Genomic DNA, 15504 nt, shown 5'->3' with positions numbered 1-15504 from the left:
ACGGTGGATGCCTAGGCAGAGAGAGGCGATGAAGGACGTGGTAAGCTGCGATAAGCTTCGGTGAGCCGCTAAACAGGCTTTGACCCGGAGATTTCCGAATGGGGAAACCTACTGGAGGTAATGCTCCAGTAACGTAGAGTAAATTCATAGCTCTACGTGGCGAACGAGGGGAACTGAAACATCTAAGTACCCTCAGGAAAAGAAAACAATAGTGATTCCGTCAGTAGCGGCGAGCGAAAGCGGAACAGCCCAAACCGGCTCCATTTCGATGGATCCGGGGTTGTGGGGCCCCGACGTGGGATTGATGATTGGTAGGAGAACGGTCTGGAAAGGCCGGCCATAGTGGGTGATAGCCCCTTATCCGAAACCATGAGTCACCCTAGGGTGTCCCCGAGTACTGCGAGGCACGTGAAACCTCGTGGGAATCCGGGAGGACCATCTCCCAAGGCTAAATACTACTCTCTGACCGATAGTGAACCAGTACCGTGAGGGAAAGGTGAAAAGTACTCCAATGAGGAGGGTGAAATAGAACCTGAAACCGTATGCCTACAAGCAGTGGGAGCACTATGGAGCAATCCAGTGTGACCGCGTGCCTTTTGCATAATGAGTCAGCGAGTTACCCTTTGCAGCGAGGTTAAGTTCATGGAACGGAGCCGCAGCGAAAGCGAGTCTTAATAGGGCGAGTTAGTTGCAGGGGGTAGACCCGAAACCGGGTGATCTATCCATGTCCAGGGTGAAAGGAAGGTAACACTTCGTGGAGGCCCGAACCCACTGGCGTTGAAAAGCCAGGGGATGAGGTGTGGATAGGAGTGAAAGGCTAATCAAACTCGGAGATAGCTGGTTCTCCCCGAAATATATTTAGGTATAGCCTCACAAAGTAAGTAGCGGGGGTAGAGCACTGGATGGGCTAGGGGCCTCACCAGGTTACCAAACCTAACCAAACTCCGAATACCGCTAACTGTTATTGTGGGAGTCAGACTGCGGGTGATAAGATCCGTAGTCAAAAGGGAAAGAGCCCAGACCGCCAGCTAAGGTCCCAAAATCTATGCTAAGTGGAAAACGATGTGGAAATGCCCAGACAACCAGGAGGTTGGCTTAGAAGCAGCCACCCTTTAAAGAAAGCGTAATAGCTCACTGGTCGAGTGGGTCTGCGCGGAAAATGTAACGGGGCTAAGCATAGTACCGAAGCTGCGGATTTGATCCTTAAGGATCAAGTGGTAGGGGAGCATTGTGTAAGCCTGCGAAGGTCGACCGTGAGGACGGCTGGAGGTATCACAAGAGATTATGCTGACATGAGTAGCGAAAAACAAGGTGAGAAACCTTGTCACCGAAAACCCAAGGTTTCCTACGTAAAGGTAATCTGCGTAGGGTTAGTCGGTCCCTAAGGCGAGGCCGAAAGGCGTAGTTGATGGGAAACAGGTTAATATTCCTGTACCACCTGTTGTTGCGATGGGGGGACGGAGAAGGGTAGACGATCCTGGCGCTGGTTGTCCAGGTTTAAGGTTGTAGGCGGGAAGAGGAGGCAAATCCCTTCTTCCATTCAACGCTGAGAACTGATGACGAGGGGGTATCCCCGCAAAGTCGTCGATCCCATGCTTCCAAGAAAAGCCTCTAAGCTTCAGACAGCAGGTGACCGTACCGTAAACCGACTCAGGTGGGTGAGGATAAATGTCCTAAGGTGCTTGAGAGAACACTGGTTAAGGAACTCGGCAAAATGATACCGTAACTTCGGGAGAAGGTATGCCCTTTTTGGTGAAGGCGATTCGCTCGCACAGCTGAAGAGGGTCGCAGAGAAATGGCGGTAGCGACTGTTTACTAAAAACATAGGACTCTGCAAAGTCGCAAGACGACGTATAGGGTCTGACGCCTGCCCGGTGCCGGAAGGTTAAGGGGATTTGTTAGCCGCAAGGTGAAGCTTTGAACCGAAGCCCCGGTAAACGGCGGCCGTAACTATAACGGTCCTAAGGTAGCGAAATTCCTTGTCGGGTAAGTTCCGACCTGCACGAATGGCGTAACGATTTCCGCGCTGTCTCAACCAGTGGCTCAGCGAAATTGAATTCTCGGTGAAGATGCCGAGTACCCGCGGTAAGACGGAAAGACCCCGTGCACCTTTACTACAGTTTGACAGTGACATTCGAATAAGCTTGTGTAGGATAGGTGGGAGGCTTTGAAGCTGGGACGCCAGTCTCGGTGGAGCCATCCTTGAAATACCACCCTGGTTTGTTTGGATGTCTAACCCAGGTCCGTCATCCGGATCGGGGACACTGTCTGATGGGTAGTTTGACTGGGGCGGTCGCCTCCCAAAGAGTAACGGAGGCGCGCGAAGGTTCCCTCAGGCTGATTGGAAACCAGCCGTAGAGTGTAAAGGCATAAGGGAGCTTGACTGCGAGACCAACAAGTCGAGCAGGTACGAAAGTAGGTCTTAGTGATCCGGCGGTTCTGTATGGAAGGGCCGTCGCTCAACGGATAAAAGGTACGCCGGGGATAACAGGCTGATCTCCCCCAAGAGTTCACATCGACGGGGAGGTTTGGCACCTCGATGTCGGCTCATCGCATCCTGGGGCTGAAGTAGGTCCCAAGGGTTTGGCTGTTCGCCAATTAAAGCGGTACGCGAGCTGGGTTTAAAACGTCGTGAGACAGTTTGGTCCCTATCTACCGTGGGCGTAGGATACTTGAGAAGAGTTGACCTTAGTACGAGAGGACCGGGTTGAACGTACCTCTGGTGTTCCAGTTGTTCCGCCAGGAGCAGTCGCTGGGTAGCTATGTACGGAAAGGATAACCGCTGAAAGCATCTAAGCGGGAAGCCTCCTTCAAGATTAGGTATCCCCGGGAGCAATCCCCTGAAGGCCCGTTGTAGACCACAACGTTGATAGGCCGGGTGTGTAAGCGCAGTAATGCGTTCAGCTTACCGGTACTAATCGGCCGTGAGGCTTGACCATAAAAAATTCTTAGAGAGGGGGGTGGACCTCCATCCCCCGATCATACACTGCCAAAATCCTACAGACACGAAATGCGATTGTTTAAGGGACTGGCTCCGAAAGGTGCCTGTCCCTCTAAATGGACAAGGGGACAGGCACCTTACGGAGCCAGTCCCCAAGAGTTTCTCTGTGGCAATGCCGAGAGGGTCACACCCGTTCCCATCCCGAACACGGAANGGTATCCCCGGGAGCAATCCCCTGAAGGCCCGTTGTAGACCACAACGTTGATAGGCCGGGTGTGTAAGCGCAGTAATGCGTTCAGCTTACCGGTACTAATCGGCCGTGAGGCTTGACCATAAAAAATTCTTAGAGAGGGGGGTGGACCTCCACCCCCCGATCATACACTGCCAAAAATCCTACAGACACGAAATGCGATTGTTTAAGGGACTGGCTCCGTAAGGTGCCTGTCCCTCTAAATGGAGAAGGGGACAGGCACCTTAGGGAGCCAGTCCCCAAGAGTTTCTCTGTGGCAATGCCGAGAGGGTCACACCCGTTCCCATCCCGAACACGGAAGTTAAGCCTCTCTGGGCCGATGGTACTGCATTGGAAACGATGTGGGAGAGTAGGTCGCCGCAGGGAATTTAATAGAGAAAGCCCCGTCTGATAACCAGGCGGGGCTTTTTCGCGTCTCGACTTCCAGGTTAGTCGTTGCCGCGGCTCTTTCCTCCCGCTGCGGCAGCGCCCTCACCCCCGGCCCCTCTCCCACCTTCGGGCCGCAGCCCTTCGGTCGGCAAGCCCGGGGGGAGAGGGGGGATCTGGTGCCTGTGCAGGGAGTTACTTGCCGAAGGCCACTTTGTAGACGTCCTTATATTCCTTGGCGAAGTGCACTTCAAGTCCTTCCTTCAGATAGTCCGGCAGTTCCTGGAAATCTTTCCGGTTGGCTTCCGGGAATACCAATGTCTTCAGCCCGGCACGCCGGGCGGCAATGGTCTTCTCTTTCACACCGCCTATCGGTAGTACCCGCCCGGTGAGGGTCAACTCGCCGGTCATTCCAAGCTTCTTCCGTACCGGCTTCCCTTGTATCATCGAGATCAATGCCGTCGCCATGGTTACCCCGGCAGAAGGGCCGTCCTTCGGGGTGGCGCCGGCCGGGACGTGCAGGTGCACGAAGTGGGTATCGAAGTAATCCTCTGGCGCACCGTACTCCTTCAGGTGCGCCATCACGAATGAATAGGCGATCTCGGAACTCTCGATCATCACGTTGCCCAACTGGCCCGTCTGCCGGAACCCCTTCCCCTTGCTGGCCATGGCCGTGGCCTCGATGGGTAACGTGGCGCCCCCCATGCTGGTCCACGCCAGGCCGGTCACCACACCCGGCACGCCTTCGAAGATCTCCTCGGTGGTGAAGACCGGCTGACCCAGGTACTCCGCCAGATCCTTCCTGGTAATGACGATGGGCTCCATCCTGCCGCCGGCAAACTCTTTTGCCGCCTTCCTCATCAGCTTCTTGATCCTGTTCTCCAGGGTGCGCACGCCGGCCTCGCGCGCCCAGCCGTCGATCAAGGCTGCCAGCGCGTCCCTCTTGATGCTGACCTGGCCGTGCTTCAGCCCGTGGTTCTTGAGCGCCTTCGGGATCAGGTAGCGCTTGGCGATTTCCATCTTCTCTTCGAGAACGTATCCCGAGAGCCGGATGATTTCCATTCGGTCCAGCAGCGGGCCGGGGATGGTGTCCAACTGGTTGGCGGTGGCGATGAAGAGAACGTTGGAGAGGTCGAAGGGGACATCCAAGTAGTGGTCGCGGAAGGTCCCGTTCTGCTCCGGATCGAGCACCTCCAGAAGGGCGGACGCGGGGTCCCCCTGGAACGAGGCTCCGATCTTGTCGATTTCATCCAGCATCAGCACCGGGTTGGCGGTGCCCGCGCTCTTCATGGCCTGAACGAACTTGCCGGGCATGGCGCCGATGTAGGTACGGCGGTGCCCCTTGATTTCGGCCTCGTCGCGCATGCCGCCCAGCGAGAAGCGGAAGAAGGAGCGCCCCAGGGCGTCCGCGATGCTTTTACCGATGGAGGTCTTGCCGACACCGGGAGGGCCGACCAGGCAGAGGATGGACCCGGAGATATCCCCTTTCATCTTGCCCACGGCAACGAACTCCGTGATCCTGTCTTTGACGTCGTTCAGCCCGTGGTGGTCCCGGTCCAGGATCCTCCTGGCCCTGTCGACGTTGAAAGAATCCTTGCTGTACTTGCCCCAGGGGAGGATGGTGAGCCAGTCGAGGTAGTTGCGGGTTACGTGATACTCGGCCGAGGCCGGCTCCAGCAGCTTGAATTTTTCCAGTTCCTCGGTGACCGCCCGCTGCGCCTCATCGTTCAGTTTGAGGTGCTTCAGGCGCTCCTCGAACTTCTCCGCCTCGGCGGTCTTCCCTTCCTTTTCCAGCCCCAGTTCCTTCTTGATGGCCTTCAACTGCTCGCGCAGGAAGAACTCACGCTGCTGCTGGCTGATCTTCTCCTCGATCTGCTTGGTGATCTTGGTCTGCAACCGGGACACTTCCAGCTCTTTCTTGAGCAGGGTGAGCACGAGATCGATCCTCTTGCGCACGTCGAACAGTTCCAGCACCCGCTGCAGGTCCTGCCCGTCCGCGGAGGTGAGGCTCGCGGCAAAATCGGCGAGTTTGCCGGGGTCATCGATGCTGGACCTGCCGAGGAACAACTTGATTTCCTCGGAATAGAGCGGGTTGATCTGCACCAGTTCCTTCAAGGTGCTGACCACAGCCATGGAATACGCCTTCAGTTCCGGGTTGACGGAAAGCTCGGTGCCGTACTGGTAGTTCACCGTGGCGAAGAGGGCTCCGTCATTTTCGCGCAGTTCCAGCATGGTGAAACGCTCCAGCGTGTTGAGCAGGAACTGTGCATTCTGGTCGTCGAGGTGCATCATCTTGACGATCTTTCCGGCAACACCGACCTTGTGCACGTTGTCCGCGCCATCGGGCTTCTCCGGGTCTTTTACCAGTACCAGGCCTATCGCCTGGCCCGGTGTTTCCATGGCGCGCTTGATCGCCTGCACCTGGTTCGGGTCGTTCAGTACCATCGGGATCAGCATGTTCGGGAACGCCGGGCGCGGTCGCAGCGGGATGATGGGAAGTCCAAGTGGCAGGACGTCCGAAGCAAGCACCAGCCCGCCCCCGTGTTCTTTGCCGTTCACTTCAGCTTCAACTATTTCAACATCCTGTTCGCTCATGATGAGACTCCTGGTGTGGTTTTAATAAAACGTAAGCACGGATGGTCGGACTGTCAACCTCACCGGGCCTGATCACCACTCTTTCATCGAGAGATGTTTCGGGGGCTCCGCCCCGGTGGCTCGGTTGATAATCCTCGTGAATGTTGTACACACATACAGGTGCGATTGAGAGCTTCAAGTATCAGTAGTTGCCATCTGAGACAAAGGAGCAAACCATGAAAATACTGATGGTGGTCACGTCCCACGACAAGCTGGGGGATACCGGGGAGAAGACAGGTTTCTGGCTGGAAGAGCTGGCGGCGCCTTACTACGTGTTCCGGGACGCCGGAGCCAAGGTGACCATAGCGTCGCCGAGAGGGGGGATGCCGCCGGTCGATCCGAAGAGCAACCAACCCGAAAATGAGACCGATGCGACCCACCGCTTCAAGTCCGACCCCGCGGCCCAGGATGACCTGGCCCACTCCCAACGGTTGCACGAGGTATCGGTCAACGACTACGACGCCGTCTTTCTTCCGGGAGGGCATGGCCCCCTCTGGGATCTGGCCGTCGATCCCGATTCCATAGCGCTCATCGAGGCCTTCGCAAGAGCGGACAAGCCGGTAGGTGCCGTCTGCCACGCACCCGCGGCGCTGGGAGATGTGAAGGGAGCGGATGGCGACTTCCTGGTCAGGGGCAAGCGGGTGACCGGGTTCACCAATGCCGAGGAGGAAGCGGTGGGGCTGACCGACGTGGTCCCGTTCCTGCTCGAGGATCGGCTCAAGGAGCGCGGGGCGCAGTTCCGGCACGGGGAGGTGTGGGGGGCCTACATCGAGGTGGATGGCAAGCTGGTAACGGGGCAGAACCCGGCATCCTCGGCACCAGCCGCCGAGGCCCTGTTGAAGGTGCTCGCCGCACGCTAGGGTCGGGATCTGGTGGCGCTATCGTTCTGCGACGGAAACGGGAAAGGAGACGTTATGGACACTCTGCGCAAGATAAAGAAGGTCTGGAAAAGCAAGCCCACCATCGAAGGGGCAGGGGTGCATCTCAAACGGGCCTTCGGTAACCACGAGGTGCCCATGTTCGACCCCTTCCTGCTCATGGATGACTTTCACTCCAACTACCCGCCCCATTACCTGAAGGGGTTTCCCTGGCACCCGCACCGCGGCATCGAGACCATCACCTACGTGCTGCACGGCAGGGTGGAGCATGGTGACAGCATGGGCAACAAGGGCGTCATCGGCCCGGGCGACCTGCAGTGGATGACCGCCGGCAGCGGCATCATACACCAGGAGATGCCCCTGGGGGACGACGAGGGGCTGATGTGGGGATTCCAGCTCTGGGCGAACCTCCCCGCTTCCCACAAGATGATGCCCCCGCGCTACCGGGGCATCGTCGCCGAAGAGATCCCGGAGGTGACCATGAACGGGATCAAGGTAAAGGTCATCGCCGGCACCGCGGGCGGAGTGCAGGGGCCGGTGCGGGACGTGGTGGCCGACCCGGAGTACCTCGACGTCACCATGCCGGAGGGATCCACCTTCACCCACGCCATAAAGCGGGGCTACACCGTGCTCGCCTATGTCATCGACGGCGAGGGGTACTTCGACCATGAGCGCAATGCCTATGAGCACGACATGGTGGGGACCAACTACTTCGACCTCGAACGCCGCTGCGAGTGCACGGCCGAGAACCTGATCCTGTTCGAGGACGGCGACGTCGTCTCGGTGACCACCCAAGGGAAACCGGTGCGCTTCCTGCTCATTTCGGGAAAGCCGATCGGGGAGCCGGTGGCGTGGTACGGGCCCATCGTCATGAACACCCAGGAGGAACTGCAGGTGGCGTTCGAGGAGTACCAGAAGGGGACCTTCGTGAAGTAACGGGGGGATGAAGAGGTGGTGCCGAAATGAAAGCGGGGCGCCTTGGCAGGCGTCCCGCTTTTTGCTTGGTAACTGCGGTAAATCAGTTGTTGCCGCTGCTGCCTTCCTGTGCTTTGAGCTTCTCGTTCGGGGAGAGCTCGATCTGCACGCGACGGTTGAGCGCCCGGTTGGCATCCGAGTCGTTGGGGACCGCGGGGCGGGAGGAGCCGTAGCCGACTGCAGCCATCTTGGAGCCCGGAACTCCCTGCGACATCAGGAAGTCGCGCACCCGGCCGGCGCGCCGCTCGCTCAAGGGCTGGTTGATGGCGTCGGAGCCGGAGGAGTCGGTGTGCCCCTCGATCATGATGGTGGTCTGGGAGTCGCGCAGGGTGGGGACGGCCTTGCTGAGAGCATCCTTCGCCTCAGGTTTCAGGGTGTCTTTCCCTACGTCGAACAGGATGCCGGAAGGAAGCGCCACGTACACCTTGTCGCCGTCACGCACCACCTCGGCCTGCGGCATCTCCTTCTTGAGCGCGGCTGCCTGGCGGTCCATGTAGTTGCCGATGCCGCCGCCTACTACTGCGCCGGTGAGGCCGCCGATGGCCGCGTTGCGCCCGCGGTGCGACTTGCCGCCGATGAGTGCACCGGCGCCGGCACCCAGTACCGCGCCGCCCAGTGCGCCCAGGCCGGTTCTCTTGAATTCGTAGCTGCCATCTGGATTGGTGGCGCAGCCGGTTGCTAACAAGGCAACGGCTGTCATGCCAACAATAATTCTTGCGATCAAGCGTGCTGTCATTGCTGTCTCTCCTTAATGAATGAAATAGTCACAGAACCCATAAAAGATATCACCTCACCTCCCCAAGATCAATGCTCAGTTCCACTTCAATCAGTAAGGGGAGCGCTACGAGAAATGAAACTATCCAGGATAGCGAAAGTTTCGGCAGGTTTTTCTTCCTGCGGATTGTGACCGCATTGCTCCAGCACCTCGAGCTTCGCCCCGACGATAGCATCCTGCAGCCGGGTTCCCTGTGACAGCGGCACGATCTGGTCGTGCCTCCCCCAAAGCAGGAGTACCGGCAGGCGCAGGTCCCGGTAGCGTGCGGCGATCTCTTCCTGGTCCAGCGGCACCAAGCTGCGGCAGGTTGCCACCAAGGCGCGCTTGGCTTCCTTGTCACGGTAACAGGGGGCGTACCTGGCAATATGCTCGCGGTCGACCAGTTTCCGGTCGTAGTAGGCCATCTTCAGCCCTGCCTTGATCCAGATGTCCGGGGCGTAGAGGGCGACGAACAGCGCCGCAGCCAACCGGTTCTCGAAGATCTCCGCCATGAGCGGGAGCCGCTGGATGTACCCGGGCCCGGCGACGATCACCATCGCGGCCAGCAGGCCGTCAGCCTTGCGCAGCATGGCCTCCACGCCGGCGAGCAGCACCACTGCCCCCCCGAGTGAATGTCCCACCAGGGTTACCTGCTCCAGTTCCTGCTGCTTGAGAAAGGCCAGCAACCGCACGCTGTGCCCGCGGATGGAATAGTCGGCTTCCTTGGGTTTGGACGAGGCTCCCGAGCCGAGCAGGTCGAGGAGGTAGAAGGTGTAGCGGTCATCGGGGAAAAGAGGGACCAAGTCGCTCCAGGTCTCGGACCTTGCCGCCAGCCCGTGGACCAGGATGACCTTGGCCGGTCCGCTGCCGTGACAGCGGTACGCCAGTATCTCCCGCTCGGAAAGACGGCATTGATGCAGAGGAAGGTCGGCCAGATTCATGTCGCTTATTTTAACAGAAAGCGGCAGGAATCGTGACAGACGTCAGCGAAATTTATGAAGTCTGATAGTATTGGAGTTCGTTAAAGGTGGGTGGTCATAAAAAAAGCCCGATGATGTTGATCATCGAGCTTTTTCTGAAAAAATAACTGACGTTCAAGTGGAACCTGCTCAATCCGTGGGGATGGGGTTTTCGTTTCTTGAGGTTGTTGCGGAATCCATCCTTATCAGGTTTTTTTATTCCATAACGGACGAGATAAAGAGCCTTCTCGGCTTGGCCTACCGGACGTCAGTTACCAACCCCGGATGTCGCTTCATGCATCTGGAGTTGTATCGATTTGGTTGTCAAAGTTTCTGGTTTGTTGCTTCCCTCCATAAGAACCATTGTACTACCGGCACTTATGGCATTCAACACCTTTTTCTGCCTGCACGGCGGGCACAGGGTACAGTCCCGGAGAATGGAGCAGGTGTCGTCGCGCATCCTCATGATAAGCACGAATCGGGAGACGGCACCACAGCCGACGGTGCCGCTCGGGGCGGCGTGGGTGGCCGAAGCGCTGCGGCTGGCGGGCTTTCACGTCAAGTTCCTGGACCTCTGTTTCCTGCCGGACCCGCTGCGCGCGGTCGAAGATACCCTGGCGAGCTTCGCACCCGGTGGCATCGCCCTTTCTGTCAGGAATCTCGACAACTGCAACCTCCTCGACCCGAGGTCGTATCTGCCGGAGGTGCGGGACGTGGTGCGCCTGATCAAGGCGAGGTGCGACGCCCGGATCCTCATCGGAGGAGCCGGGGTGAGCATCCTGCCGCACCAGGTGCTGGAGTACCTGGATCTTGATTATGCCGTGGTGGGAGAGGGGGAGCGGGCGGCGGTGGAGTTCTTCAGCGCGCCGGATGCCGATGCCGCCGGAGAGGTGGCGGGGGTGGTGCCCAGGAAGGGGGCGCAGCGGCAGCTTGGCGATCCTGCGCCGATAGCCGGCGAAGGGTTGGTGACACCGCGGCTGCACGGGTGGGTGGATGCCAAGAGGTACCTGACCCGGGAACCGGTGCTGCCGGTGCAGGGGAAGCGAGGCTGTGCCCGGCACTGCCTTTACTGCACCTATCGGATGATAGAAGGATCGACCTGGCGGGTGCGGGACCCGGCCGCGGTGGCGGACGAGATTGTCGAGACCATGCGGCACACCGGCGCCCGCGAATTCGAGTTCGTGGACAGCGTCTTCAACGAGCCCGAGGGGTATCTGGAACTGCTCCTGGAAGAGGTGCTGAGGCGCGAGGTGAAAGCCCGCTTCTGCGCCTCCTCGCTATCCCCGAAGGGACTGACGGCGGCGCAGTTGCGGCTCATGGAGCGGGCCGGGATGACGTCGCTGGTGATCACCCCGGAAAGCGCCGCCGGAGCAACGCTGGCCGCATTGCAGAAGGGGTTCGACGAGGACGAGGTGAATCGTGCCGCGGAACTGCTGGGGCGCTCCCGGTTGCGGGCGCTCTGGTGCTTTCTTGTCGGCGCCCCGGAGGAGGACGAGGAGACGTTGGGGCGGACGGTGGCCTTTTTAAACCGCCACGTCGGCAGCAAGGATGCCGCCTTCATCACGACCGGCATACGCATCTATCCGGGGACGGGGCTGCATCGGCTTGCCCTGCGTGAGGGGCGTGTCCAGGCGGACGACGACCTGCTGATGCCGTCGTTTTATTTCTCCCCCAAGCTCACGCCGGAACGGGCGCGGGTGCTGCTGGAGAGCGGGGTACGTCACGGCCGCTGCATCCACCTCACCGACACCCAGGCCCCCGTCCTGGGAACCCTGCGCCGCATCGGCACCGCCCTCGGGCTGCCGACCCCTTTCTGGCGCTATGCGGGATACGCCCAAAGGGCACTCAGGTGGGGGCGGGTGTAGGGGGGAACTATGCAAATCGATCGTCACACGCCATCCTTACCACCGTTGCTCTGCTGCATCTTGTTCATGCTGCTGGTCCTCTCCTGCGTGCGCGCGCAGGCGGCACCCGTCCCGGTCCGGTTTACCGAGGGGATGGTCCGGGGCTTTCTGGAGTTGAACGATACCTCGGGACGGCGCATAGCATCCGGGGATTTTCTGCAACTGCCACGGGAGGGGGAGATCAAAACCCGCATCGTTTTGTACTTTAAGGACGGCTCGCTGCACGACGAGACGGTGATTTTTTCGCAGCAGCAGAAATTCCTGCTGAAGAGTTACCGGTTGATCCAGAAGGGAAAGTCCTTTGAGGACGATCTCGATGTCTCCCTGGAACGTGGAACCGGCAAGTACCGCGTCAAGGTGAAGGGGAAGGATGGGCAAGAGAAGGTGCTCGTGGGGGAGTTGGAGCTCCCCGCCGACGTCTACAACGGCATGGTCCCCACGGTGATGAAGAATCTCACCAAGGGGAGCAGGGAAACGATCCACATGGTGGCCTTCACCCCGACGCCGAGGATCATAGAACTGGAAATGGTCCCGGCCGGCAGCACCAGGATCCAGATTGGCGACGTCGAAAAAAGCGCTAGCCACTACATTCTCAAGCCGCACCTCGGTTTGTTGCGGCTCCCGGCTACCCTGCTGGGGAAGAGCCCGCCGGACAACCACATCTGGACTATCTTGGACGAGGTGCCGGCCTTCGTGAAGTTCGAAGGTCCGCTCGCCACCGGCGGTCCCGTCTGGCGCATCGAGTTGACCAGTCCCACGTGGCCTAAATAACGGATCACCAGCCCTATGCCCTTTATCCCTCGCAAAAGAACGGCCCTCGAGTTTCTCGACCTCCCTCCGGAGGTGTGCACCCAGGATGAGTTGGAAGGGAGTCTGTCCGACCTGAGGACGGTGAACCGTTACCTGGGCGACACACGGGCGCTTTTGAAGCACCTGTCCAGGAAGGTACAGGGGCAGCAGCATATCTCCGTGCTCGATGTCGCCACCGGCTCGGCCGATCTTCCCGTTGCCTTGGTGGAGTGGGCCAGAAAGAATGGGATCGGGATCCAGGTGACTGCTGTCGACCTCAACAGCCGGATCGTCGAGATCGCCCGCAAGTACGCCACCGGCTATCCCGAGATCAAGCTGCTGGTGGCGGACGCCCTGCAACTCCCTTTCCGGGACCACAGCTTCGACGTCGTGCTCTGCAGCAAGACGCTACATCACATGAAGGAACCGGAAGCGGTAAGGGCCATGAAGGAAATGCTCCGGGTGGCGCGGCGCGGCTTCATCGTGATCGACCTCCGGAGAAGCTGGGTAGCCTACGCCCTCATCTACGTGCTCACCAGGATCTTCACAAGCAACCGCATGACCCGCTACGACGGCCCCCTCTCCGTGCTCAAGGCCTTCACCGTGGGTGAGCTCCGGGCATGTGCGGCCAAGGCGGGAGCCACTACCATCGACGTTCACCGCGAGCCGTTCTGGCTGCTGGTCGTTTCCGGGGAAAGCGCATGAAATTTTCCGTCGCCACCAACTTCCAATCCGACCTTCTGCCGGCCCTGGAAGGGTACCCGGTTGCCGAGCTATTCGGGAAGCTTCCTTCCGACAGCGTAGGGGGCGGCCGGGCCTCCTTCATGCTGACGCCTCTGAGCAAGGCGCGGTTTCGGGCGCACGTGCAGGACGCGGCGCGCCGCGGCATCGGCTTCAACTACCTCCTGAACCCCGCCTGCATGGACAACCGCGAGTTCATCCGGAAAGGCCAGGCGGAATTGGAGCGCCTGCTTGGATTCGTGGAGGAGTGCGGGGTAACGTCGGTCACCGTATCGCTCCCATTCCTGCTCCCCATCATCAAGCAGCGTCATCCACGCCTCAAGGTGCGTGTCGGCGTGTACGCACGGGTGGACTGCGTTGCCAAGGCAAAGTTCTGGGAGGATCTCGGGGCGGACTGCATCACCTTGGAATCGATCGCGGTCAACCGTGACTTTGCCATGCTGCGCTCGATCCGGCAGGCGGTCGGGCTGGAGCTGCAACTGATCGCCAACTCCAACTGCCTCATCTTCTGTCCGCTGTCGGGGCAGCACATGGTGAACCTCTCCCACGCCTCGCAGCAGGGCCACGCGAGCCGCGGTTTCATGATCGACTACTGTGCCCTCAAGTGCTCCGCCCTTAAACTTGCCGACCCGTCGCACTACCTGCGCTCTGAATTCATAAGGCCCGAGGATCTCAAGGCATATACCGACCTCGGCTTCAGCTCGTTCAAGATCCTGGAGCGGGGGGCACCGACCGAGGTGCTGGCACGCCGGGTCCGCGCCTATGCAGAGGGGCGGTTCGATGGCAACCTGTTGGACCTGATCCAGCCCTACGGTTACAAGACCGGTTCCCCGAAAGGGGGCAGCCTGTTGGATCTGCGCAGATTCGCCAAATTCTTCTTCAGACCTCTGGCGGTGAGGCAGACGGGCCTGCTCCGCCTGAAGCGGCTGGCCGAGAAGCGCGGCCTGGTGGCGGGCCTGACCTGGGACCCGGTGTATATCGACAACCGATTGCTGGACGGTTTCCTGGAAGGGATGAGGGAGATCGACTGCCGGAGCAGCGACTGCTCCCGGTGCGGCTACTGTGAACGCTGGACACGGGAAGCGGTACGGGTGGATGAACAGTACCGGCAGGAGTTGCTGCAGCTGTACCAGGACGCTTTCAATGACATGTACTCCGGAGCGCTCTGGGGTATGGCAGCCAGGAGGGGAGCATGACAGTCGCAGCCGTTACCGGGGGAGAGCCATCAGGAGGAAGAGCCTACGTTGCATCGATAGCGTCTGCCGTGCCGCGCTTCAGTGCGTGCCAGCGGTTCGCCGCCGACCTGGTCCGGGAGCATTTCAAGGAAACGCTCACACCGAGAAGCATGGGACTGATCCGGGCCACCTTCGAGCATCCGAGCATCGAGAAGCGGCACTTCGCCGTGGACGACCCCGCCCACATCTTCAACGAGACGCAGGACCAGCGGGTGGCGCGGTTCACCGAACACTCGGTAACTCTCGCGGCCGAGGCGGTAGTCAAGGCATTGGAAAAGGCGGGGGTGACGGTTCAGCAGGTGAACGGTCTAGTGGTCAATACCTGCACCGGATACATCTGCCCAGGGATCTCGACCTACCTGGCGCAGCGTTTGGGGATGGATCCCCGCACCCGGTTGTACGACCTCGTCGGCAGCGGGTGTGGCGGCGCCATCCCTAATCTCCAGGTGGCGGAGTCGATGCTGAGGATGACGGGCGGGGTGGTGGTGAGCGTGGCGGTGGAGATCTGCAGCGCCGCATTTCAGATGGGCAACGACCTGAGCCTGATATTGTCCAACGCGCTCTTCGGTGACGGGGCCGCGGCCGCGGTGCTGTGGGAAAAGCCTGCCGGGTTCGAGGTCTGCTGTTCCGCCGGACGATACGTGCCCGAGCAGCGGGAGGCGATACGGTTCGTGCACAAGGAAGGGCAGTTGCACAACCAGTTGTCGACCGATCTCCCCAAACTGGTCGGCAAGGCAGCGGCGGAGGTGATGGATGACCTGCTTGCCATGTCGCCGGTGGATAAGAGCGATATCGGAGGGTGGGCGCTGCACACCGGTGGCGAGAAGGTTATCAACGCGGTGCGGGACCAGGTGGGGATCCCGGAAGAGCGGCTCCGGGCGACACGGAAGGTGCTGTCTCAGTACGGCAACATGTCTTCGCCGACGGTGTGGTTTGTGCTGGAAGAGATGCTGCGGGAGGGGGTGGACGCAGGGCAGTGGTGCGTGCTGCTAGCCTATGGGGCGGGGCTGTCGGCGCATGCGTGCTTGCTGAGGAAGGTGTAGGACTGGCTGAGGACTGCAATGGGAAGTCTGGGAAT

Annotated in this window: 10 protein-coding genes and 2 rRNA genes (1 of these 12 only partly in view); 9 read left to right on the top strand and 3 right to left on the bottom strand. The window is 59.9% G+C overall.

The features are described 5' to 3' along the window. A 23S ribosomal RNA gene (locus tag H7687_RS14120) occupies window positions 1-2939 on the top strand (it extends 20 nt beyond the left edge of the window). Between the two features lie 501 nt (window positions 2940-3440). Continuing rightward, window positions 3441-3557: ribosomal RNA gene (rrf, locus tag H7687_RS14115) — 5S ribosomal RNA — on the top strand. A 195-nt stretch (window positions 3558-3752) separates the two neighbouring features. On the opposite strand, the gene lon is transcribed toward rrf, so the two are convergent. After that, a complete protein-coding gene (gene lon / locus H7687_RS14110; RefSeq protein WP_183348452.1) occupies window positions 3753-6152 on the bottom strand; it encodes an endopeptidase La in 2400 nt (799 codons plus the stop codon). A 215-nt stretch (window positions 6153-6367) separates the two neighbouring features. On the opposite strand from lon, the gene H7687_RS14105 reads away from it, so the two are divergent. Together H7687_RS14105 and H7687_RS14100 are read left to right on the top strand one after the other, a co-directional pair. Continuing rightward, window positions 6368-7051 carry a type 1 glutamine amidotransferase domain-containing protein gene (locus H7687_RS14105; protein ID WP_183348450.1) on the top strand — a complete coding sequence of 228 codons (684 nt, stop codon included), beginning with the start codon at window positions 6368-6370 and terminating at the stop codon, window positions 7049-7051. A gap of 54 nt (window positions 7052-7105) precedes the next feature. Further along, window positions 7106-8005 carry a pirin family protein gene (locus H7687_RS14100; RefSeq protein ID WP_183348448.1) on the top strand — a complete coding sequence of 300 codons (900 nt, stop codon included), beginning with the start codon at window positions 7106-7108 and terminating at the stop codon, window positions 8003-8005. A gap of 82 nt (window positions 8006-8087) precedes the next feature. Here H7687_RS14100 and H7687_RS14095 read toward each other — a convergent pair whose 3' ends face one another. After that, a complete protein-coding gene (locus H7687_RS14095; RefSeq protein ID WP_183348445.1) occupies window positions 8088-8780 on the bottom strand; it encodes a YiaD family glycine zipper/OmpA-like lipoprotein in 693 nt (230 codons plus the stop codon). An 86-nt stretch (window positions 8781-8866) separates the two neighbouring features. Beyond that, on the bottom strand, window positions 8867-9739 hold the full coding sequence (locus H7687_RS14090; RefSeq protein WP_183348443.1) for an alpha/beta fold hydrolase: 873 nt from the start codon (window positions 9737-9739) through the stop codon (window positions 8867-8869). Between the two features lie 482 nt (window positions 9740-10221). Here H7687_RS14090 and H7687_RS14085 point away from each other — a divergent pair, with 482 nt between their 5' ends. From H7687_RS14085 to H7687_RS14065, 5 genes are read left to right on the top strand one after another with little or no spacing between them, the layout of a single operon-like run. After that, complete coding sequence (locus H7687_RS14085) at window positions 10222-11622, top strand: B12-binding domain-containing radical SAM protein (RefSeq protein WP_183348441.1); 1401 nt, start codon at window positions 10222-10224, stop codon at window positions 11620-11622. Window positions 11623-11631: 9 nt separating this feature from the next. Further along, complete coding sequence (locus H7687_RS14080; RefSeq protein ID WP_183348439.1) at window positions 11632-12432, top strand: hypothetical protein; 801 nt, start codon at window positions 11632-11634, stop codon at window positions 12430-12432. Between the two features lie 15 nt (window positions 12433-12447). Then, a complete protein-coding gene (locus H7687_RS14075; RefSeq protein WP_183348437.1) occupies window positions 12448-13155 on the top strand; it encodes a methyltransferase domain-containing protein in 708 nt (235 codons plus the stop codon). Beyond that, entirely contained in the window at window positions 13152-14387 is a 1236-nt protein-coding gene (locus H7687_RS14070) for a U32 family peptidase (RefSeq protein ID WP_183348435.1), read from the top strand. Before H7687_RS14075 ends, H7687_RS14070 begins: the two co-directional genes overlap by 4 nt. Then, window positions 14384-15469 (top strand): type III polyketide synthase, encoded by a 1086-nt coding sequence (locus tag H7687_RS14065; protein ID WP_183348434.1) that lies wholly within the window; start codon window positions 14384-14386, stop codon window positions 15467-15469. Before H7687_RS14070 ends, H7687_RS14065 begins: the two co-directional genes overlap by 4 nt. Window positions 15470-15504 lie beyond the last annotated feature (35 nt).

Origin of the sequence: Geomonas paludis, from assembly GCF_014193585.1 — a bacterium.
GTDB lineage: Bacteria > Desulfobacterota > Desulfuromonadia > Geobacterales > Geobacteraceae > Geomonas > Geomonas paludis.
This window is presented reverse-complemented; position numbering and strand designations above follow the sequence as displayed.